Annotated in this window: 21 protein-coding genes; 15 read left to right on the top strand and 6 right to left on the bottom strand. The window is 72.6% G+C overall.

The window, feature by feature from the left end; all coding sequences use genetic code 11:
* Positions 1 to 62: 62 nt before the first annotated feature.
* The 4 genes from wzm to JOF36_RS01615 all read left to right on the top strand — a co-directional run bounded on the left by wzm (position 63) and on the right by JOF36_RS01615 (position 3771).
* Positions 63 to 932, top strand: a complete 870-nt coding sequence (wzm, locus tag JOF36_RS01600) for a galactan export ABC transporter permease subunit Wzm/RfbD (protein ID WP_210024647.1) — start codon at positions 63 to 65, stop codon at positions 930 to 932.
* Between the two features lie 5 nt (positions 933 to 937).
* On the top strand, positions 938 to 1702 hold the full coding sequence (gene wzt / locus JOF36_RS01605; protein WP_210024648.1) for a galactan export ABC transporter ATP-binding subunit Wzt/RfbE: 765 nt from the start codon (positions 938 to 940) through the stop codon (positions 1700 to 1702).
* Positions 1699 to 2616 carry a galactofuranosyltransferase GlfT1 gene (glfT1, locus tag JOF36_RS01610; protein ID WP_210024649.1) on the top strand — a complete coding sequence of 306 codons (918 nt, stop codon included), beginning with the start codon at positions 1699 to 1701 and terminating at the stop codon, positions 2614 to 2616. The genes wzt and glfT1 overlap by 4 nt, the downstream gene beginning before the upstream one ends.
* Before the next feature lie 195 nt (positions 2617 to 2811).
* The gene (locus JOF36_RS01615) at positions 2812 to 3771 is read left to right on the top strand and encodes a type IV toxin-antitoxin system AbiEi family antitoxin (protein WP_210024650.1); all 960 of its coding nucleotides are present in this window, start codon (positions 2812 to 2814) and stop codon (positions 3769 to 3771) included.
* 83 nt (positions 3772 to 3854) lie between these two features.
* On the opposite strand, the gene JOF36_RS01620 is transcribed toward JOF36_RS01615, so the two are convergent.
* On the bottom strand, positions 3855 to 4304 hold the full coding sequence (locus JOF36_RS01620; RefSeq protein WP_307862165.1) for a GtrA family protein: 450 nt from the start codon (positions 4302 to 4304) through the stop codon (positions 3855 to 3857).
* A 295-nt stretch (positions 4305 to 4599) separates the two neighbouring features.
* On the opposite strand from JOF36_RS01620, the gene JOF36_RS01625 reads away from it, so the two are divergent.
* The 9 genes from JOF36_RS01625 to JOF36_RS01665 all read left to right on the top strand — a co-directional run bounded on the left by JOF36_RS01625 (position 4600) and on the right by JOF36_RS01665 (position 12006).
* Positions 4600 to 5211: a hypothetical protein gene (locus tag JOF36_RS01625; RefSeq protein WP_210024652.1), complete on the top strand. Its 612-nt coding sequence runs from the start codon at positions 4600 to 4602 to the stop codon at positions 5209 to 5211.
* Positions 5208 to 5522 (top strand): transcriptional regulator, encoded by a 315-nt coding sequence (locus tag JOF36_RS01630; RefSeq protein ID WP_210024653.1) that lies wholly within the window; start codon positions 5208 to 5210, stop codon positions 5520 to 5522. Before JOF36_RS01625 ends, JOF36_RS01630 begins: the two co-directional genes overlap by 4 nt.
* Positions 5519 to 6424 carry an ABC transporter ATP-binding protein gene (locus tag JOF36_RS01635; RefSeq protein ID WP_210024654.1) on the top strand — a complete coding sequence of 302 codons (906 nt, stop codon included), beginning with the start codon at positions 5519 to 5521 and terminating at the stop codon, positions 6422 to 6424. The genes JOF36_RS01630 and JOF36_RS01635 overlap by 4 nt, the downstream gene beginning before the upstream one ends.
* Complete coding sequence (locus JOF36_RS01640) at positions 6421 to 7191, top strand: ABC transporter permease (protein WP_210024655.1); 771 nt, start codon at positions 6421 to 6423, stop codon at positions 7189 to 7191. Before JOF36_RS01635 ends, JOF36_RS01640 begins: the two co-directional genes overlap by 4 nt.
* 235 nt (positions 7192 to 7426) lie before the next feature.
* Entirely contained in the window at positions 7427 to 8641 is a 1215-nt protein-coding gene (locus JOF36_RS01645; protein ID WP_210024656.1) for an ABC transporter substrate-binding protein, read from the top strand.
* Complete coding sequence (locus JOF36_RS01650; RefSeq protein WP_210024657.1) at positions 8638 to 9528, top strand: branched-chain amino acid ABC transporter permease; 891 nt, start codon at positions 8638 to 8640, stop codon at positions 9526 to 9528. Before JOF36_RS01645 ends, JOF36_RS01650 begins: the two co-directional genes overlap by 4 nt.
* Positions 9525 to 10541: a branched-chain amino acid ABC transporter permease gene (locus tag JOF36_RS01655; RefSeq protein WP_210024658.1), complete on the top strand. Its 1017-nt coding sequence runs from the start codon at positions 9525 to 9527 to the stop codon at positions 10539 to 10541. The genes JOF36_RS01650 and JOF36_RS01655 overlap by 4 nt, the downstream gene beginning before the upstream one ends.
* A complete protein-coding gene (locus JOF36_RS01660) occupies positions 10538 to 11308 on the top strand; it encodes an ABC transporter ATP-binding protein (RefSeq protein WP_210024659.1) in 771 nt (256 codons plus the stop codon). The genes JOF36_RS01655 and JOF36_RS01660 overlap by 4 nt, the downstream gene beginning before the upstream one ends.
* Positions 11305 to 12006, top strand: coding sequence for an ABC transporter ATP-binding protein (locus JOF36_RS01665; protein WP_210024660.1), 702 nt, complete (start codon positions 11305 to 11307; stop codon positions 12004 to 12006). Before JOF36_RS01660 ends, JOF36_RS01665 begins: the two co-directional genes overlap by 4 nt.
* Before the next feature lie 3 nt (positions 12007 to 12009).
* Here the strand turns inward: JOF36_RS01665 and JOF36_RS01670 are convergent, their stop codons facing one another.
* Both JOF36_RS01670 and JOF36_RS01675 read right to left on the bottom strand, forming a co-directional pair.
* Positions 12010 to 12612: a DUF1707 SHOCT-like domain-containing protein gene (locus JOF36_RS01670; protein ID WP_210024661.1), complete on the bottom strand. Its 603-nt coding sequence runs from the start codon at positions 12610 to 12612 to the stop codon at positions 12010 to 12012.
* A gap of 20 nt (positions 12613 to 12632) precedes the next feature.
* Entirely contained in the window at positions 12633 to 14450 is a 1818-nt protein-coding gene (locus tag JOF36_RS01675) for a hypothetical protein (protein WP_210024662.1), read from the bottom strand.
* A gap of 85 nt (positions 14451 to 14535) precedes the next feature.
* On the opposite strand from JOF36_RS01675, the gene dprE1 reads away from it, so the two are divergent.
* Together dprE1 and dprE2 are read left to right on the top strand one after the other, a co-directional pair.
* On the top strand, positions 14536 to 15942 hold the full coding sequence (gene dprE1, locus JOF36_RS01680) for a decaprenylphosphoryl-beta-D-ribose oxidase (RefSeq protein WP_210024663.1): 1407 nt from the start codon (positions 14536 to 14538) through the stop codon (positions 15940 to 15942).
* Positions 15943 to 15958: 16 nt separating this feature from the next.
* A complete protein-coding gene (dprE2, locus tag JOF36_RS01685; protein ID WP_210024664.1) occupies positions 15959 to 16714 on the top strand; it encodes a decaprenylphospho-beta-D-erythro-pentofuranosid-2-ulose 2-reductase in 756 nt (251 codons plus the stop codon).
* A gap of 18 nt (positions 16715 to 16732) precedes the next feature.
* Here the strand turns inward: dprE2 and JOF36_RS01690 are convergent, their stop codons facing one another.
* The 3 genes from JOF36_RS01690 to JOF36_RS01700 form a co-directional block, all read right to left on the bottom strand.
* A complete protein-coding gene (locus JOF36_RS01690) occupies positions 16733 to 17383 on the bottom strand; it encodes a nitroreductase family protein (RefSeq protein WP_210024665.1) in 651 nt (216 codons plus the stop codon).
* A 46-nt stretch (positions 17384 to 17429) separates the two neighbouring features.
* The gene (locus tag JOF36_RS01695; protein WP_210024666.1) at positions 17430 to 18107 is read right to left on the bottom strand and encodes a hypothetical protein; all 678 of its coding nucleotides are present in this window, start codon (positions 18105 to 18107) and stop codon (positions 17430 to 17432) included.
* A 116-nt stretch (positions 18108 to 18223) separates the two neighbouring features.
* Entirely contained in the window at positions 18224 to 20020 is a 1797-nt protein-coding gene (locus JOF36_RS01700) for an acyltransferase family protein (RefSeq protein ID WP_210024667.1), read from the bottom strand.
* Between the last annotated feature and the right edge of the window lie 106 nt (positions 20021 to 20126).

Below are 20126 nucleotides of genomic sequence, written 5' to 3' on the forward strand. Positions count from 1 at the left end.
CCCGGACCCGGCAGGGGCCTCCCCTGCCGGGTCGCGCGGGACCCCCTGAGTACCCTCGTCGCGTGGCCGTGACCGTGACCGACAGCGAGCCGGGTGACATCGTCGATCCGTCCGAGGTGTCGAGCCCGCGCAGCTGGCGCCGGGCGTTCGCGGACCTCGCCGCCGGCTGGCGTCAGCGCCCGCTGTGGGGCTACCTGGGCTGGCAGGACATCAAGCAGCGCTACCGCCGCTCCGTCCTGGGACCGCTGTGGATCTCGATCAGCATGGGCGTGATCGCGCTCGGGCTGGGCATTCTCTACTCGGCTCTGTTCGAGATCCCGATCGCGACGTTCCTGCCGCACGTCGCCGTCGGGCTGCTGATCTGGAACTTCGTCTCCGGCTGCATCCTCGAGGGCAGCGAGGTCTTCATCTCGAACGAAGGCCTGATCAAGTTCCTGCCCGCGCCGCTGACCCTGCACATCTACCGCCTGATCTGGCGGCAGACGCTGTTCTTCGTGCACAACCTGGCCGTCTGGGTCGTGCTGATGATCGTCTTCCCGCATCCGCTGGGTGTCTCGTCGCTCCTGGCGATCCCGGCGTTCGCGCTCCTGGCGATCAACGGCACCTGGGTGGCGATCCTGGCCGGGATCCTCGCGACCCGGTTCCGGGACATCCCGCCGATCATCGCCAGCGTGACCCAGCTGGTGTTCTACCTGACCCCGATCGTCTGGTCGGTCGACCTCCTGCGTGACAACGAGGCCGCACGGGAGCGGGCCAGCCTGGTCGAGTTCAACCCGGTGTTCCACTTCGTCGAGATCGTCCGCCAGCCGCTGCTGGGTCAGGAGATCGTCGGGCGGTACTGGCTGGTCACCGGGATCATCACGGTCGTCGGGTGGACAGCAGCACTGGTCTGCCTGCGCAACTACCGCTCCCGCGTCGCGTACTGGGTGTGAGCACAGTGTCCGAACCCCGAATCCGGATCGACCACGCCGCCGTCGACTTCCCGATCTTCGATGCGAAGACGCGGTCGTTGAAGAAGGCCGTCCTCGGCAAGGCCGGTGGCCGGATCGGCACCGACTCCAAGGTGCCGATCATCGAGGCGCTCCGGGACATCACGATCCAGCTCGGCAAGGGCGACCGGGTCGCGCTGGTCGGGCACAACGGTGCCGGCAAGTCCACCCTGCTGCGGCTGATGGCCGGCATCTACGAGCCGACCCGGGGCCGGTCCGCGGTGCAGGGGAAGGTCGCGCCGGTCTTCGACCTCGCGGTCGGCATGGACCCGGAGATCTCCGGCTACGACAACATCATCATCCGCGGGCTGTTCCTGGGCATGACCAGGAAGCAGATGGAGGCCCGGATGGACGACATCGCCGAGTTCACCGAGCTCGGCGACTACCTCGAGATGCCGCTGCGCGCGTACTCGACGGGCATGCGGGTCCGGCTGGCACTCGGCGTCGTCACCTCGATCGACCCGGACATCCTGCTGCTCGACGAGGGCATCGGCGCCGTCGACGCCGAGTTCCTCAACAAGGCCCGCGGGCGCCTGCACGAGCTGGTCGAACGTTCCGGGATCCTGGTGTTCGCCTCGCACTCCGACGAGTTCCTCGCCGACCTGTGCGACACCGCGCTGTGGATGGAGCACGGGACGATCAAGGAGTACGGCCCGCTGCAGGACGTCCTCGACCACTACAAGGGCCGCGCACCGTACGAGGGCACCGCGTGACCGCTCCCCTGCCCCCGGGCTCGGTGGTCGGCGTCATCGTCACCCGGCACCGCGCCGACCTGCTGGTCGACTCGCTGACGGCGATGGCGAAGCAGACCCACCCGCTCGCGCACCTGATCGTCGTCGACAACGGACCGGACCAACCGGCCCGCGAGGCCGTCGAGGCGTGTCCGCTGCCGACCACCTGGCTGCCGTCCTGGACGAACCTGGGTGGTGCCGGCGGGTTCGCGCTCGGCATGCTGCACGCGCTCGCGATGGGCGCGGACTGGGTCTTCCTGGCCGACGACGACGGCCACGCCGCCGACGAGTCGACCCTCGCCACGCTGATCGACCTGGCCTCCCGTCGCGGGCTGGCCGCCGTCTCCCCGGTGGTCGCCGACAAGGCCGACCCGGACCGGCTGGCGTTCCCGCTGCGCCGTGGCGTGACCTGGCACCGCACCCGGTCGGCGCTGCTCGCCGGTGGCGACGACGACGAGCTCCTCCCCGGCATCGCGTCGTTCTTCAACGGCGCCCTGTTCCGGGCGTCGACGCTCGAGATCATCGGGGTGCCGGACCTGCGGTTGTTCGTCCGCGGCGACGAGGTGGAGATGCACCGCCGGATGGTGCGCTCCGGACTGCCGTTCGGCACGGCGCTGCACGCCGGCTACCTGCACCCCTACGGCTCGGACGAGTTCAAGCCGATGCTCGGCGGGCGGCTGCACGCCCAGGACCCGGGCGATGCGGTCAAGCGCTACTACACCTACCGCAACCGCGGCTACCTGATGGCCCAGCCCGGGATGCGCCGGATCGGTCTGCTGGAGCTGCCGAGGTTCGCCTGGTACTTCCTGGTGACCAAACGCGACCCCCGCGGCTTCCGCGACTGGCTCCGCCTCCTGAACCAGGGCCGAGCCGAACGCTTCCACCGCGCCCCCTGACCGCGTTCCACCGCGCCACGGCCCACGCGTACCTCCCGCCCCAGTTCACACCCCTTTGCATCGCCCCACACCTGCTGTAACGGGTGTGACGCGGGGCGGAGGGGTGTGAGGACCCGGTTGTCCACAAGCTGGTGAGTTGTCCACAGGTGGCCGACTCGTGGCGGGGGCGCCCCGGGGCCGGGGGACGGTTGCGGGGTGGACGCTCTGCTCCGGCCCGATTCCCACGGCCTGCTGCGCCGTACCGTGCTGCTCACCCTCGGGTTCACCGGCGGTGAGATCGACCGGATGCTCCGTACCGGCGCTCTCGAGGCGGTGCGGCGTGGGGTCTACCGGCTGACCGAGGACGGCGCCCGTCGCCGCCCGGAGACCGAGCACGCGCTGCGCGGCCGGGCGGCGGGGTCCGGCCTCGCTCCCGACGCCGCGTTCGGGTTCGTCACGGCCGCGGCGTTGCTCCGCCTTCCGTCGTGGGGCGTCCCGCTCCAGCGGCTGCACGTCATCCGAGCCCGGCCCAACGGCGCGCGGGTCCGCGGTGACCTGCAGATCCACAGTGGCCGGCTGCCGGACGACGACGTGCTGGTCGTCGACGGTCTCCGGGTGACGTCGCCGGCTCGTACCGCCGTCGACCTGGCCCGGACCGTGCCGGCGAACCGGGCGCTCGTCACCCTCGACGGAGCACTGCACAGAGCGGTGGTCCGGGAGCAGACCGGGACGCCCGATCCGGGTGCGGCGACGCCCGCCGACATCGCCCGTGTCGTGGCCCGCGCATCGGGATCGCCTGGTGCCGCGGCGGCGCGACGCGTGCTCGCCCTGGCGGACGGGCTCAGTGAGAGCCCCGGCGAGACGCTGAGCCGGTTCCGGATGCACGTCGCCGGGCTGCCGGCTCCGGTCACCCAGTGGCCGGTCCCGGGGACTCGGCACCGCACCGAATTCGCCTGGCCCGATCTCGGCGTCGTCGGGGAGTTCGACGGGCGGGTGAAGTACGGCAGGAGCCTGCGCCCGGGCGTCGACCTCACCGAGGTGCTGTGGGAGGAGAAGCGCCGGGAGGACCTGATCCGGGCGACCGGCCGGACCGTCGTCCGCTGGATCTGGCCGGACATCGACGACCCCGGCGACGACGGGATGGTGGCGCGGCTTCAGCTGACGCTGGGGGCCTGACTCCTCACACCCCTTCGCGGTGCCTCACACCTGTTGCAGCGGGTGTGTGGAGCAGGGAAAGGGTGTGAAGCGAGGTGAAGCGGTCAGTTCTTGAAGATGACGTACCGCAGCATCACGAAGTTGATCGCGGTGGCGGTGCCCTGCGCGACCACGGCCGCGAGCAACGTCTCGTAGGACATCTGCGGCAGCAGGTACAGCACCAGCGAGTTCATGCCGACGTTCACGGCGAAGGTCGTGCCGTAGAGCGCGACGAAGCCTGCGAACCGGCCCTTGCCGCCGGTGTCCGCTCCGGTGAAGGTGAACCGCTTGTTGAGCAGGTACGCCGTCGTCGTGCCGAGGATGAAGCCGATCCCCTTCGCGACCGGCACCCACAGGCCCGTGAGCAGCAGCAAGTGGTACGAGCCGATGTCGACGACGGCACACAGCAGGCCGATGACGACAAAGCTCCCGAGCTGACGGACCAGTCCGTGCTTCGGCGCGGCGGCACCGTCGGAGGCCGGGCTCTCGGGCCGCGAGGACTCGGTGGCGGTCACGACTTCGAGGGTAGCGACGCGCAACGCTTCGCCCGACGGCGACCCGCACGCGACCGCTCTCCGAGGCATGGATCAGCACGATTCCGCCCCGATCCGGGCATCAACGTGCTGATCGACCGGCGCGTGCCCTCGGGTGGCACGTTTCGGCCTTCCGGAAGCGCCGGGACGACCCTCGGTCGCTGTTGCTGGGGCGTCGGCCCCGAGACCCCAATGCACCTGGCAATCACCAACGACTTTGTGTTACAAACTAGCTCTCACAGCAAACAAGTTGTCGGCCGAAGCGAGAGGGACCACCGTGCAGGAACACCGCCACACCACCGGCCTGGACGACGACCCACCCGCCACGGCCGCCGACGCGCTCGCGATCATCGAGCAGGAACAGGCCCGCCGGGAGCCGGACCTCTCCGCGTACTTCGTGCTGTGGGGCGCGCTCTGGATCGTGATCGGCACGGTCTGGTTCGGAGAGGAAGCCGGTTTCTGGGTGCCCGGGCCGGCCGGGATCGTGTCCACGGCGCTCGTCGTCGTCGGTTGTGCGGTCAGCGCATGGCTCGGCACGCGGATGAACCGCGGGGTCGCCGGCCCGTCCACCCGCTTCGGGGCGATGTACGGCATCTCGTGGATTACCGCGATGTTCGGGACCGGGCTGCTCGTCGTCGCGCTCGTCCGGCTCACCGGTCAGGCGGGAGCCGATCTGATCCCCGCGCTCTTCATCTTCGTGGTCGGCGTGATGTACACGGTGACCGGCGCCTTCTACCGGTGCGCCCTCGACTACGTGCTCGGTCTGGTCGTGCAGGCGGTCGCGATCGTCACGGCCTTCACCCCCGCGCCGTGGAACACGCTCGTGATGGGGATCGGCGGCGGCGGCGCGCTGCTGGTCGTCGGGTTCGTCCGGCGGGCCCGGCGATGACCGCTCTCGACCCCGTCATCCACGCGCAGGCGCGGCTCCGGGTCACCGCCAGCCTCGCGACGCTGCCCGACGGCGATCGAATGACGTTCCCCCGGCTCCAGGAACTCCTGGAGATGACGGCCGGGAACCTGTCCACCCACCTGCGCAAGCTGGAGGACGCCGACTACGTCGCGATCACCAAGACCCACCAGCGCCGCACCCCGGTCACCTATGTCGAGCTGACGAGAACCGGGCGCAGAGCGTTCGAGGACTACACCGCGAGCCTGCGCGCCCTGCTGTCGCCGCAGGTGGACGAGGAGGTCGGATCGTGACCGCACCCGTCGTACTGCAGGGCGTCACCCGGCGCTACGGCGACACCGTCGCGCTCGACGGGGTCGACCTGACGATCGAGTCCGGCAGCCTCACCGGCCTGCTCGGCCCCAACGGGGCCGGCAAGTCCACCCTGGTCAACCTGGTCTCCGGGCTCCGGCGCGCCGACTCCGGCAGCGTCCGCCTGTTCGGCGGCGATCCGCGTGACGCCGCCCGCCGGATCGGCCTCGGGTCGACACCGCAGCAGACCGGTCTGCCGGAGACGCTGCGCGTCGGCGAGGTGCTCCGGTTCGTCTCCGGGCACTTCCCGGACCCGGTCCCGCCCGGTGAGCTGCTGGAACGCTTCGGCCTCGACGGGCTCGAGCGGCGCCAGACCGGTGGCCTCTCCGGTGGGCAGAAGCGCCGGCTCGCGGTGGCGCTGGCGTTCTGCGGGCGGCCGCGGCTGGTGCTGCTCGACGAGCCCACCACCGGTCTGGATGTCGAGGGCCGCCGCGTGCTGTGGGACGTCGTGCGCGAGTTCCACGCCGGTGGCGGCACCGTCCTGCTGACCACGCACTACCTGGACGAGGTCGAGAGCCTGGCCGAGCGGGTCGTGGTGATCGCGGAGGGGAAGGTCCGCGCCGACGGCGACGTCGAGACGATCCGCGGGGCGGTCCGGCGCAACCGGGTCACGCTGCGCACCCACGTGCTACCGGAGCTGCCCGGCGTCGAGCACGTGGAGCGCGACGGCGACCGCTGGACCCTCTACACGGCCGACGCCGACGAGCTCGTCCGTGCCCTGGTCCGCAGCGGCACCGCGTTCGAGGACCTCGGCGTGGCGCGCGCGTCGCTCGAGGACGCGTTCCTGAGCCTCACCGCAACCGAGAACGCACACGCGACCGCAACCGTCGGAGGTGGGCGATGAGTGCCCCGGCCGCACCCCGCCCGGCCGCCGGCCTGGTCGTGGCGCACGTCCGCTACCTGGTGCTGGAGCAGCTCCGGATCCCGATCGCGGTGCTGTCCTCGGCGCTCTTCCCGGCGCTGTCGCTGCTGTTCTTCGTGCTGCCGTTCGACTGGGCCGACGAGCCCGGAGCGGCCACCGCGGCGGTGGCGCAGCTGGCGCTGTTCGGTGTCCTCACCGGGTTCCTCTTCACCTTCGGCGTCGGGGTCGCCGACGACCGGGAGAAGCCGTGGGACCCGTACCTGCGGACGTTGCCGGCCCCGGCCTGGGCCCGGATCGTGGCCCGCCTGGTGTCCGGGTCGTTCTTCGCCCTGCTGGCCGTACTGCCGGTGCTGGCCGTCGGCGCCCTGTTCACCGCGGCGACCGTGCCGTCCGGGCGCCTGCTCGCCGCGATCGGGACGCTCGTGCTCGGCGGGCTGCCGTTCCTGCTCGGCGGTCTCGCGATCGGCTACTCGCTGCCGCCGAAGGCTGCGCTGCCGGTCGTGCAGCTGATCTTCTTCCCGATGGCGTTCGGTGGTGGTCTGCTGGTGCCACCGGCCCTGTTCCCGGACTGGATGCAGACGGTGTCGTCGATGCTGCCCACCCGCGGGGCGCGCGACCTGCTGATCTTCTCGCTCGGCGGGCCGGCCCCCGGGGCGCTCGCCGTGCTCGCGTTCACCGGATGGACGGTCACGACGGCACTGTTGGCCGTCTGGGCCTACCGCCGCGACGAAGGCCGCCGCTTTCGCTGACCCACGCCCTCTGCGCCCGCCGTCGCCCCTGCGACGTCGGGGCGGTCGGGGTGGGAGCGACACCGGGACAGCGGGGCGAGCAGCGGGACAGGCGGACACCGGGGTGGGCGGAGTGGGGCGTTGGTCGGGATGGGACGGTTGACACCCGTTCGTGTGATTCGACAGGATCAGCGTCCCCCGACAGTCTGATGTAGCACGTCGGTCCCACCACATCGTTCGACGAGGAGCGATCCCGATGGCGGAGTTCACCCTGTCCCGGCGCGCACTGCTCATGCTGTTCGGCGCGAGTGCCGCCGTACCCGCACTCGCGGCCTGCGGCAGCAGTGTCGGCGGCGGGCAGTCCGGCGGCGAGGGCGGCGAGGGCGGGCCGGTCAAGGTCGGCCTGGTCATCCCGCAGTCCGGGGTGTACGCCCCGCTCGGCACCGACATGCAGCGCGGCTGGGACCTCTGGCTCCAGCAGCACGGCAACCGGATCGGCGGCCGCGAGGTCACCACCGTCGTCGCCGACGAGGGCGAGAACCCGCAGACGGGCGTCCCCGCGGTGCAGCGGGTGCTGCAGGCCGACCAGGTCGACGTCGTCGTCGGGCTGGTGAACTCCGCGACCGCCCTCGGGGCCGCGCCCCTGATGAGCGAGGCCAAGAAGATCCTGCTCGTCGCCAACGCCGGCGCCGCGGACATCACCGGCAAGTCCCGCACGCCGTACGTGTGGCGGACGTCGTTCCAGAACGCCCAGGTCGCCGCCGCGGCGGGCCCGTACCTGGCGCAGCAGAACATCCAGGGCGGCGTCTTCCTCATCGCCTCCGACTACGCGGCGGGGACCGAGGTGCGGGCCGGATTCAAGGCCGCCTACGAGGCCGCGGGCGGCCGGATCGCCGGTGAGGCCGCTCCCCCGTTCGGCAGCACCCAGGACTACCAGCCGTTCCTCGCGCAGATCCGGCAGTCCGGCGCGGGGGCGGTGTTCTGCTTCTTCGCCGGGGCCGAGGCGGTGCGCTTCGTCCAGCAGTACGCCCAGTTCGGCCTCAAGGACTCGGTCCCGCTCTACGGCTCGGGCTTCCTGACCGAGGGCGGCGTGCTCGACGCCCAGGCCGAGGCGGCGGTCGGCGTGCGCACCTCGCTGTTCTACACCGACCGGCTCGAGAACCCGGCCAACACCGCGTTCGTCGAGGCCTACCGCGGCGCGTACGACGCCGTCCCCACCTGTTACTCGGTCTCCACCTTCGACGCCGCCGCCGTGCTGGACCGGGCGCTGACCTCGGCGACCGCGCTCGACGGCGACAGTGTCAGCGCCGCGCTCGACGGGATCGGCCCGATCGACGACAGCCCGCGCGGCAGCTGGACCTTCGACGGGCAGAACCCGCGGCAGATGATGTACCTGCGGACGGTCGAGGGCACCCCGCCGCAGCTCAGCAACGCCGTGACCGCCGAACTGGGGGAGAAGGCGCAGGTATGACCGGTTGGATCGCCGCGAACCTGCTCAGCGTCCTGAACGGGCTGGCGATCGGCGCGCTGCTGTTCGTGCTGGCGGTCGGGCTGTCGCTGGTCTTCGGGATGATGGACGTGCTCAACCTCGCCCACGGCGCGCTGTTCCTGACCGGGGCGTACATCGCCGCCGCGCTCGCGGGCGGCGGAGCCTCCTGGGGCGCGTTCCTCGGGGCGCTGGGAATCGCCGCGGTGATCGGGTTGCTCGCGGGCGGGGCGCTGTCGGGGATGACCGAGCCGCTGCGCCGCCGCTCGCACCTGGACCAGGCACTGCTCACCCTCGGGATCGCGCTGATCGTGGCCGAGGTGCTGCAGATCGTGTTCGGCGACGATCCGCTCGCCGTGCCGGCCCCACCGGGCCTCGACGGCTCGGTCTCCCTGTTCGGCGCCGCGTACCCGACCTACCGGCTGGCCCTGATCGGGGTGGGTGCGGTGCTGGCCGTCGGCGTCCACGTACTGGTCGAACGGACCACGCTCGGAGCACTGATCCGGGCCACCGTCGCCGACCGGGACATGGTCGCGGCCATCGGGGTCGACAACCGCCGGGTGAAGATCGCCGTCTTCGCGGCGGGCTCACTGCTGGCGACCGTCGCGGGCGTGCTCGGCGGCCCGATCTACGGCGCGAGCGTGGGACTGGACTCGACGGTCCTGATCCTCGCACTCGTCGTCGTGGTCATCGGCGGTCTCGGCTCGGTCCGCGGCGCGCTGGTCGGCGCCCTGGTCATCGGGCAGATCGAGTCGCTGGGGCGGGCACTGTTCCCCGACCTGGCGTCGTTCATCCTGTTCGGCGCGCTCGCCCTCGTGCTGGTGCTGCGCCCGCAGGGGCTGTTCGGGAGCCGGGCGGGGGCGGCAGCATGACCGAGGTGACCCAGCGGGCGCAGGTGCCGGACGACGTCGACGGCGGTTCGGCGCCGCCGAGCGAACCGGGGCGACGGTGGTTGACCGCCGTGCCGGTGACCGTCGTCGTGCTCGTGCTCGCCGCCGCACCGCTGTTCCTGGCCCCGTTCGCCGCGACCACCCTGACCCGGATGCTGGTGTTCGGCCTGCTCGCGGTCAGCCTGGACCTGCTCGTCGGGGTGACCGGACTGCCGTCGCTCGGGCACGCCGCCTACTTCGGGGCCGGGGCCTACGCCGCGGGCTGGGTCTCGCTCCACATCACGCCCGCGATCCCGGTGCCGCTCCTGGTCGGCGCGGCGGTCGGCGGGCTCGCCGCCGCGGCGACCGGCTGGGTCGCGGTGCGGTCGGCCGGGGTGTACTTCCTGATGCTGACCCTCGCGATCGGCGAGGTCCTCGCCCAGGTCGCCCAGAGCTGGGACGGCGTCACCGGGGGTGCGAACGGTCTCGCCGGGATCCCGTCGGCGAGTCTGGCCGGGGAACCACTGGTCAACGTGGGTTTCCTGTACTGGTACGTGCTGGTCGTCGGGCTGCTCGGCTTCCTGCTCGTGTGGCTGCTGGCCCGCTCCCCGTTCGGCGCGGCGCTGCGCGGGATCCGGGACAACGAACCGCGCATGCGTGCGATCGGCTACCCCACGACGCTCTACAAGTACGGCGCCTTCGTCGCCGCGGGCACGGTCGCCGGTGCGGCGGGCTCGCTGCTCGCCGCCCAGCAACGCCTGGTGACACCGGCCGACCTCGGGTTCACGACGGCCGCGATCATCCTGCTCGCCGTGGTGATCGGCGGCGCGGGATCGCTGTGGGGGCCCGTCCTCGGCGCCGCGATCGTGGTGCTCGTCCGGGACGCACTCGGACCCGGCCTCGGCGGGCACGGTGAGCTGCTGCTCGGGATCGTGTTCGTCCTCGTGGTGTACCTGCTCCCCCGCGGCGCGGCCGGGCTCACCACGCTGCGCCCGTTCTCCAGGAGACGATCGTGACCGCGCTGTCCTGCCACGGTGTCAGCCGTTCGTTCGGTGCCCTGCGCGCCGTCGACGACGTCGACCTGACCGTCGTACCCGGCGCCCGGCACGCCCTCATCGGGCCGAACGGCGCCGGCAAGTCCACCCTGTTCCGGCTGCTCACCGGCCGGATGCGGCCCGACGCGGGCACGGTGCAGCTCGGTGACCAGGACGTCACCCGGCTCTCCGAGGTACGCCGCAGCCGGCTGGGCATGAGCCAGACCCTGCAGCACGCCAGCCTGTTCGCCTCGCTCACCGCGGCCGAGACCGTCGCACTCGCCGTCCGCAGGCACGGGCCCGCCGGTGGTGGCGCGCGGATCGTGCCCTGGCCGCGCAGGCAGCCCGACATCGACGCCCACGCCGGCGAGCTGCTCGCCCGGGTCGGTCTGACCGACCACGGCAGCAGGCCGGTGCCCGCACTCGGCCACGGCGAACGCAAGCAGCTCGAGGTGGCGCTCGCGCTGGCCTGCTCCCCGGCCGTCCTGCTGCTCGACGAGCCCGCGGCCGGGATGTCACCCGCCGAGAGCGCCCGGCTGCTCACCCTGCTCACCGACCTGCCGGACGAGGTGACCGTGCTGTTCGTGGAACACGACCTCGACCTGGTCTTCGATCTCGCCGACCGGGTCACCGTGCTGCACCTCGGCCGGGTCCTGCTCACCGGCACACCCGACGAGGTCCGGGCCAGCGACGCCGTCCGCGAGGCCTACCTCGGCACCGCCCGCCGCGAGGAGCTGTTCACCTCATGACCGACGTCGTGGTGGAGGCCCTGACCGCGGGCTACGACCGCAGCACCGTCCTCGACGGGGTCGACCTGTCGATCGGCACCGGCGGCGCGCTCGGCCTGCTCGGGCGCAACGGCGTCGGCAAGTCCACGCTGATCATGAGCCTGATGGGTATCGTCGCGCCCACGTCGGGCCGGGTGCTGCTCGACGGGCAGGACGTCGCCGGACGGCGGCCGGACCTGATCGCCCGCGCCGGCGTCGCACTCGTCCCGCAGGGCAGGCGGATCTGGGCGCCGCTGACCGTCGCCGAGACCCTCGCGCTCGCCGGCCGCGGCCACGGCCGGCGCTGGACCACCGACGCCGTGCTCGATCTCCTCCCCCGCCTGCGCGAACGCCTCGGGCAGCAGGCCGGGCAGCTCTCCGGCGGGGAACAGCAGATGCTGGCGATCGCCAGGGCGCTGCTCACCGACCCCACCGTGCTGCTGCTCGACGAGCCGTCGGACGGCCTCGCGCCCGCCATCGTGGACCAGATCGCGGAGCTGCTGACGACACTGCGCGGCGAGGGCGTGACCATGCTGCTCGTCGAGCAGGACCTGCACCTCGCGTTCACCGTGTGCGACGAGATCGCCGTCATGGAGAAGGGCCGGATCGTCCACCTCACCGGCACGCCGGAGTTCCGCGCCGACCGCGCCACCGCCCACCGGCTGCTCGGGGTGGCCTGAGGTTCAGAAGTGCCGGCCGGCGAAGGTGTAGCGGGTCCGGACGGTCACCGATCCGGCGGAGGTACGGCCGTAGACCCGGAAGTGCGGGCGCCCGTGCGCGGACCGGGACGCCACCTTGGACCGGATCGAGCCGTAGGCGGAGACCAGGCCGTCGACGTCCGCGGTCGCCCCCTCCGGGACCAGCAGCCGGGCCGATCCGGCGCCGAGCTCGAGCTCCACCTCGACGACCGGCATCGGCAGCTCGGCGTCGCAGAAGTCGAGCAGCACCGAGCCGATCGAACTCTGCACCCGCAGCCGGGACGGCACGTTCCAGGCCCCGCGCCGCTTGAGGCCACCGACCCCGCCGCGCAGCACGGTCGGCGGGCCGACCGGGGTGGCGAGGACGTCGGCGCTGAGGTTCAGCGGGTCGCCGGGCAGGTCGGACAGCACCGGCACCAGGTCGGCACCGAACCGGGCGGCGTAGACGGTGCTCAGCCGCTCCTGCAGTTCCTCGACCGAGATCCGGCCCTCGGCCATCGCCCGGTTCAGCCGCTGGGCGGCACGCTCCCGGTCGGCGTCGGAGATCCTGATCTCGCGCCGCTCTCCGGGAAGCCGCGAACCGCTCACGTGTCCAGGGTAAACGCAGCTCAGCCGACGGGGGCGGCGACCGGCAGCCGGAACAACCACACCCCGCCGTCGAACCGGCCCGGGTCGCCGGTCACCCGCCGGGTCCAGTCCAGGACGCGGGCCTCGTCGCCGCCGTCGACCGCCCGGCCGGGCACCATCGCGACCGCGGTGACCCCCAGGTCCCGCAGCTCCGCGGCCGCCTGCGCCGTGTAGGCGTCGCTCGGCTCGTTCTTGCCGTCCGCGACCCACTGTGCGCCGACCTGGTAGCGGTTCCAGCGGGACTGGAGGACGACGTCGTCGTCCGGGTCGGAGGCGATGAAGTAGCCGCCCCGGATGCGGAACCCCGGGCCGGAGGCCGCCTGCCAGCGCAGGCCCTGCGCACCGTCGTCCCAGGCGGCGGTGATCCGCGGGTAGATCTCGACGACGTCGCTGGGCTCCAGGGCACCACGGGTGTCGGCGAAGAACTCCGGGACCGGCGCAGGCCGGACCTCCTGCGCATCCGCAGGCAGCCAGCTGACCAGCGCGAACCCGGTCAGGGCGAGGGCCCCGACCGCGGTCGCCGGTGTGCTGAGCGGCATCCGGTCGATCCACATCGCGACGACGGCGGCCACGCACAGCACGGTGACGATCTGGATCCGCACCGGCTCGATCTCGGACAGCAGCGGGATCTCGGCGAACACCAGCCACGGCAGCGGAACGTCGAGATGCTCCCCGAACAGCACGACACCGGTCCCGAGCGACGCGAGCCAGGACAGCGCCCCGACCGTGGCGACGACCCGCAGCGTCGTCGACCGGATCACCAGCACCGCGACGACCACCAGCGCGAGCACGGCGATCCCGACGTAGCCGCCCTGCTCACCGATGTGACCGGCGAGCTCCGTGCCCGCGTCGTCGGGGGTGAGCCGGACCGCCGTCATCCGGGTCGGCACCACCACGTTCGCGAGGTCCGCGCCGGTGGCGTGCACGTTGCGGATCGCCGAGCGCGGCCGGTTCGGCCCGGCCAGCACGAGATAGAGCGGATAGGCGCCGAGCGCGGCGAACACACCGACGCAGGCCACGCCCGCCCGCGCCAGACCGGGCACGTACTCCCGGATCCGCCGAGGGAACCGCAGCGCGAGCACGATCGCCGTGATCACCAGGAAGACCACGCCGACCGCGAGGGTCTGGGTGTAGAGCAGGAGCTGGCCCAGCAGCGCCAGGCCGGTCAGCCCGCCGACCAGCCACGGCCGGCCCAGCGGGCCCCGGCCGAACAGGTGGTGTGCGATCAGCAGGAGCAGCGGCGGCAGCACCGACCACGTGAGGTTCAGGTGCCCGGCGATCGCGTGCGCGAGGTGGAACGGGGAGAACGCGTAGAGTGCGCCGGCGACCGCGCGGGCGACCCGGCCCCGCGCCCCGCCGGACGTGAACGGCCCGAGGGCGACCACCAGCAGGAGCCCGGCGACGACCGGCCCCAGGATCACTCCGGCGTTGAACGCCGTGACCGACCCGGCGGCCACCGTGAGGGGCGCCAGCAGGACGGCGAGCAGCGGCACCGCGGTGTTCCACAGCGCGTTCAGCCCGTACGGCCAGTGCATCCAGTCGGTGAGCAGCGGGTTCTCGCCGTGGGTCACGGCGAACGGGAACCAGTTGAGCCACCAGGCGAACATGTCGGCGTCGGCGGTGACGTGGCCGATCAGCAGGCCACCGGGATCGGCGAGGACACGGCGCTGCAGCCAGAGCGAGACCAGCAGGTAGGCGATGCCGAGCAGCAGGTAGAACCCCGCGGTGGCGCCCCGGGATCGCGGCGACGGCAGCGGGATCCGGGCGTGCCGGGACGCGGACCGCGGCGACTCCAGCATCGAGCCAGTGTCGCCTCCGGGCTCGTGACCGGTTATCGCGGTCCCCGCCGCGACGACCTCTCCCGGGGCGCTAGCCTGCCACCTGATGACGGACACGACCGTTCCCTCCAGCCCCAGGACCGACGCTCCGCAGCGCCGGACCGCGTCCCTGCACGGCTGGGGACGGACCGCGTCCACGCTCGCTCAGCTCGTCACGCCGCGCAGCGTCGAGGACGTCGCCGAGACGGTCCGTACCGCAGGCGAGCGCGGGATCATCGCCCGCGGGCTGGGCCGGTCCTACGGCGATCCCTCGCAGAACGCGGGCGGCGTCGTCCTGGACATGCCGGGCCTGGACCGGATCCACGCGATCGACCCGGACACCGGTGTCGCGGACGTCGACGCCGGCGTGTCGCTGGACCAGCTCATGCGCGCCGCGCTGCCGCACGGGCTGTGGGTGCCGGTGCTGCCCGGCACCCGCCAGGTCACGATCGGCGGCGCGATCGGTGCCGACGTGCACGGCAAGAACCACCACACCAAGGGCAGCTTCGGCAACCACGTCGAGTGGGTGCAGCTGGTGACCGCCGACGGGTCCGTGCGTGAGCTGACCCCGACCGGTCCCGAGAAGGAACTGTTCTGGGCCACCGTCGGCGGCATGGGCCTGACCGGGGTGATCGTCCGGGCGAAGGTGCGGCTGCACCGCACCGAGTCGGCGTACTTCGTCGTCGACACCGACCGGACCGACGACCTGGACGGGCTGCTGGAGCTGCTCACCGACGGCTCCGACGACACCTACGGCTACTCCGCCGCCTGGTTCGACACCACCGCAACGGGTGCGCGGATGGGCCGCTCGGTGCTCACCCGCGGCTCGCTCGCGACCGTCGACCAGCTCCCGGAGAAGCTGAGGTCCGATCCGCTGAAGTTCGACGCCCCGCAGCTGCTGACCTTCCCGGACGTCTTCCCGAACGGGCTGGCCAACAAGCTGTCGCTGACCGCGTTCAGCGAGCTGTGGTTCCGCAAGGCCCCGAAGCGCCAGCGCGGCTCGGTGCAGAACATCACGGCCTTCTACCAGGTGCTCGACCTGTTCGGGGAGTGGAACCGGATCTTCGGTTCCAAGGGCTTCCTGCAGTACCAGTTCGCGCTGCCGATGGGCGAGGAGGCTGCGCTGCGCCGGATCGTCGAGCGGATCACGCAGTCGCCGCACAAGTCCGGGCTGAACGTGTTCAAGCGCTTCGGGGAGGGCAACGACGGTCCGCTGTCGTTCCCGACGAAGGGCTGGACGATCACCGTCGACTTCCCGATCGCGAACGGCCTGTCCCGGTTCTGCACCGAGCTCGACGAGCTCGTGCTCGCCGCGGGCGGGCGGCTGTACCTGGCCAAGGAGTCGCGGACCTCACCGGAGGCCTTCGCCGCCGGTTATCCGCGGTTCGACGAGTGGAAGGCGACCCGCGACGCCGTCGACCCGGCGGGCGTCTTCGCCTCCGACATGTCCCGCCGCCTCAAGCTGACCCACTGAGTCCGGAGCTCCCCTGATGATTGACGCCGTAGGCAACCCGCAGAGCATCCTGGTGCTGGGCGGAACCTCCGAGATCGGCCTGGCCACCGTCCGCGCGTTCGCCGCGGACCGCCCGCTGCGGGTCGTGCTGGCCGCCCGCCCCGGCCCGCGCCTGGACTCCGCCCGCACCGAGCTGGAAGCGCTCGGCTGCGGGGTCGAGACGATCGACTTCGACGCCGCGAGGACCGACACCCACACCGCGGTGGTGAAGCAGGCGTTCGCGGGCGGGGACATCGACGTCGCCGTCGTCGCGTTCGGACTGCTCGGTGACAACGAGCGCGGCTGGACCGACGTCGAGCACGCCGTCGAGCTGGCCCAGGTCAACTACACCGCGACCGTCTCGACCGGCGTCGCGCTGGCCGAGCGGTTCCGCGAGCAGAACCACGGCTCGATCGTCGCGATCTCCTCGGTCGCCGGCGAGCGGGCCCGGCGCTCGAACTTCGTCTACGGCTCCACCAAGGCCGGGATGGACGCCTTCTACACCGGACTGACCGAGGCACTGCGCGAGTACGGCGTCACCGTCACGATCGTGCGCCCCGGTTTCGTGCGCACGAAGATGACCGAGGGCATGGACCCGGCCCCGCTGGCGACCACCCCGCAGGCGGTCGCTGACGTGATCGTGAACGCGGTGCGCAACCGCAAGGAGCTGGTCTGGGCGCCGGCCCCGATGCGGTTCGTGATGAGCGCGCTGCGCCACGTCCCGCGCCCGATCTTCCGCAAGCTGCCGATCTGACGCGGGACGGGCGGGGGCTCACCAGCCGTCGACGTGCAGCACCGTGTCCAGCGGCTGGCGCTTCGCGGGCTTGAACGTGTCGCCGGTGTAGTAGGCGACCGGCAGGAGCACGCCGTGGCGGACGTCCGCCGGGACCCCCAGCAGCTCGGAGATCTCCTTCTCGTACTGCAGGTGCAGCGTGGTCCACGCGCTGCCCAGCCCCCGGGCCCGCAGCGCGATCTGCAGGCTCCACGCGGCAGGAAGCAGTGACCCCCACATGCCGGACTGGTTCGCCGCCGGCAGGTCCGCCGAGGCCTGCAGCGCGCCGATGACCAGCACCGGGACCTCGCCCATCCGGTCGGCGAGGTACTGCGCACTGTCCGCGACGCGGCCCTGGGTGGCGTCGCGGTCGGTGTCGCCGGTGGGCTTCGTGGTCGGGTAGGCGCCGGAGTTGCGGTAGGCGGTGAACGCCTGCCGGTAGTACTCGCCGATCGCCCTGCGCTTCTCGGCATCGGTGACGACCAGCCAGTGCCAGCCCTGCTGGTTCGAGCCGCTCGGTGCCTGCAGCGCGACCTCGAGGCTCTCCCGGATCACGTCCATCGGCACGTCACGGGTGAGGTCGAGGCGCTTGCGCACCGAGCGGGTGGTGGTCAGCAACTCGTCGGGACCCAGCGGGAGCACATCACTCATACCGACGATCTTGCCTGCCGCCGGTGGCGCCCGCGCGGCCGCCGGTTCAGGTGGGGCGGCGGACGACCAGGACGGCGCGCTCACCGGCTCCGGGGGGAAGGGTCAGGCGGCCCGCGGTGCGCTGGGCGCGGGTCGGTGCGGTACGCGGGTCGAGCAGTACCGGGACGCCGCCGTACGGGCCGCGGGTGAGGCCGTCCGAGCCCTCGCGGACGATCTCGAACCCGGCCTCGACGAGGATCTCCCGGATCCGGACGTGGCCGCGCGGCTCCCTCGGTGGCACCCAGCGTGCTCCGGCGAGCTCGCGGCCGCGGCCTTCCGCGTCAGCGGCGACCACGAGCGCGTGCCCGCCCGGTTCGAGTGCGCGGAACCAGCCGCCGGGGCCGGTGTCCGCGCCCAGCTCGGTGTCCGGGACTCGGTCCAGCACCTCGACGGCGGTCAGCGCGGCCACCGGGCCGGGCAGGTCGTCGACCCGGCGGTGCACCGGGCAGCCGGGCGCACCGTCCCGCATCGCCACGGCCTCGGCGTCGGAGCCCGCGAGCCCGGACGCCGGGCCGAGCCGGGTGAGGCCGGACAGCAGCAACCCCCCGACCCCGGCGACGTCGAGGTAGGGCCCGCGGCCGACGTGGTGACGGACCAGCCGCAGGTACCACTGGCGGGCCGCCGGGTCCGGAGGGACGGGTGCGGCGTCCGGCAGCTCGGAGCGGGGCGGGGTCGTGGGGATCATCGGTCCACAGGGGTCGGCGGGCGCGGGCACCGTCATTCTGACCCGCCGGGGCCGGCCCGCGGTGCCGTACCCCGCCACACCACTGTGTCGTGTCGTCGTGTCGGGCCTGGGCGGTGTCAGACGCCGTGCGCGGGCCGCTTGCGACGGCGACGGCCCGCGGCACCCGACGCGGCGACGATCGGCGTCGCGGCGCTGCCGTGCGTGTCGTCGCGGCGGCGGGACGCGCGCCCGCAGTGCTCGGCGCCGCTGCGCGTGCCGGGCAGCGCGGCCGCGGACCGGAGCGCCCGCGGAGCGGGTACGACGCCGCCGCGGGTGTCGCCACCGTCGGCGGCCGCACGTGCCGCGACCTGCAGCGATCGCAGCCGCTCCACCCGGTCGGCTGCACCCGGCCCGTCGACCAGCGGCCTGAACAGGTCGGCGCCGGAGCCCGGGCCGCCGCTGCGCATCCGGGCGAGTGCGACGAGATCGGCGGACACGCCCTCGGTGGGCCCGGCCCGGCCGGCGGCGCGGGCCGCGGCGAGCCGGTCGAGCGCCCAGGGTACCGACGCGGCCGGGGCCGGCTCGGCAGCGAGCGCCGGCGCGATCACCGGGAAGACGGACGTCGCCGGGTCGCAGCGGGCGTCATCGGTGGTGACCGGCCGTCCACCCACACCGTCCACACGGTTGTCCACAGGCTTGCCCACAGCCGTGCGTACCTCGGGTGCCGCCGCGGTCGTGCGGCGGAAGGACAGGGCGCGCATCCACCGCCGGGCGGGACGTTCGACGAGCGTGTACATCAGGTGTGCCACGGGCAGGGTCCCCACGAAGACGGTGAGCGCGATCAGGTGCCCGGTCTCGCCACCGGCGGGGAGGACACCCTTCTCGCTCAGAAACCAGAAGATCTCGAACATCGGGATGTGGACGAGGTAGAGCGCGTAGGAGATGTGCCCCCCGTGCACCATCGAGCGGCGGGTGAGCAGGTGGTGCACCGGCCCGCGGTCGGCGAGCGCGAGCGCACCGACCAGGACCGGGAACAGCAGGACGGTCAGGCCGTGCAACCCGCTGCCGTACACGCTCCCGGCCAGGAGCACGAACGGGACGGCGGCGGCGACGAGCGTGGCCGTCGACGACGCGACGGCGGGGACCGAGGAGCCGCGCAGCCGCCGTACCGCCAGCATCGCCAGCACGCCGGCCGAGAACCCGCCGAGGACCCGGACGAGCCAGCTGTAGGGGTAGTACGGGGACCCGACCACCACGAACGCCGCCGCGATCGGCGCGACACACGCCAGCGAGCCCGCGGCCAGGACCACGAACGGCAGGTTCCGCAGCCGGAAGAAGACCACCGCGAGCAGCGGGAAGAGCAGGTAGGCCAGCCACTCGGCACTGATCGACCAGGTCGGCCCGACCCAGGAGGCGCCGTCCAGGTACGGCTCGTTCCACATCTGGACGAGCAGGACCTGCTCCAGCCACGCGCCGGCGCTCAGCTCCGGCTGCACCGCCTGGTAGGCGATCTGCTCCCCGGACCCCAGCACCGCGCGCGCCACCAGCCACACCCCGAACAGGTGGAGAACGACCGCGTAGGCCGGCCACATGCGGGCCGCGCGGGCCCACACGAAGCTGCCCGCGTCACGCACCCGCAGCCGCGGACCGAGCTGGTCCAGGTAGGTCCAGGCGATCACGAACCCGCTCAGGACGAAGAACAGGTCCACCCCGAGTGCACCCTGCGTGACCAGTGGGCCGAGCCAGGCGTTCACCGTCTCCACCCCGGACAGTGCGGTGAAGTGGAAGTGGAAGGCGACCACCCACAGCGCGGCGACGATCCGCAGGCCGGTCAGCGCCCGCACCTCGCCGTGCGCACGGAGAACGGAGCTACCGCGCCGGTCGGACGGGGCGTCGGCCGGGTCGGTCGGCACCGTGGACGTGGCGTCGGCCACGGGGCGATCGGGGGTGCGGATGCTCACGCCATGGCCAACGAGGAACGATCACCACCGTCACCGGTGACACCTGAAAAGGGCCCGAATGTCGTATCCGGTGACACAC

This window comes from Pseudonocardia parietis, assembly GCF_017876315.1.
Classification (GTDB): domain Bacteria; phylum Actinomycetota; class Actinomycetes; order Mycobacteriales; family Pseudonocardiaceae; genus Pseudonocardia; species Pseudonocardia parietis.

What these genes read in the sequence shown, in the direction of transcription:
- JOF36_RS01640 (WP_210024655.1), top strand. Translation starts at nt 6,421, where the DNA reads ATGAGTGCCCCGGCCGCACCCCGCCCGGCCGCCGGCCTGGTCGTGGCG.
- JOF36_RS01650 (WP_210024657.1), top strand. Translation starts at nt 8,638, where the DNA reads ATGACCGGTTGGATCGCCGCGAACCTGCTCAGCGTCCTGAACGGGCTG.
- JOF36_RS01645 (WP_210024656.1), top strand. Translation starts at nt 7,427, where the DNA reads ATGGCGGAGTTCACCCTGTCCCGGCGCGCACTGCTCATGCTGTTCGGC.
- JOF36_RS01630 (WP_210024653.1), top strand. Translation starts at nt 5,208, where the DNA reads ATGACCGCTCTCGACCCCGTCATCCACGCGCAGGCGCGGCTCCGGGTC.
- JOF36_RS01655 (WP_210024658.1), top strand. Translation starts at nt 9,525, where the DNA reads ATGACCGAGGTGACCCAGCGGGCGCAGGTGCCGGACGACGTCGACGGC.
- dprE2 (WP_210024664.1), top strand. Translation starts at nt 15,959, where the DNA reads ATGATTGACGCCGTAGGCAACCCGCAGAGCATCCTGGTGCTGGGCGGA.
- JOF36_RS01675 (WP_210024662.1), bottom strand. Translation starts at nt 14,450, where the DNA reads ATGCTGGAGTCGCCGCGGTCCGCGTCCCGGCACGCCCGGATCCCGCTG.
- JOF36_RS01695 (WP_210024666.1), bottom strand. Translation starts at nt 18,107, where the DNA reads ATGATCCCCACGACCCCGCCCCGCTCCGAGCTGCCGGACGCCGCACCC.
- JOF36_RS01690 (WP_210024665.1), bottom strand. Translation starts at nt 17,383, where the DNA reads ATGAGTGATGTGCTCCCGCTGGGTCCCGACGAGTTGCTGACCACCACC.
- JOF36_RS01665 (WP_210024660.1), top strand. Translation starts at nt 11,305, where the DNA reads ATGACCGACGTCGTGGTGGAGGCCCTGACCGCGGGCTACGACCGCAGC.
- dprE1 (WP_210024663.1), top strand. Translation starts at nt 14,536, where the DNA reads ATGACGGACACGACCGTTCCCTCCAGCCCCAGGACCGACGCTCCGCAG.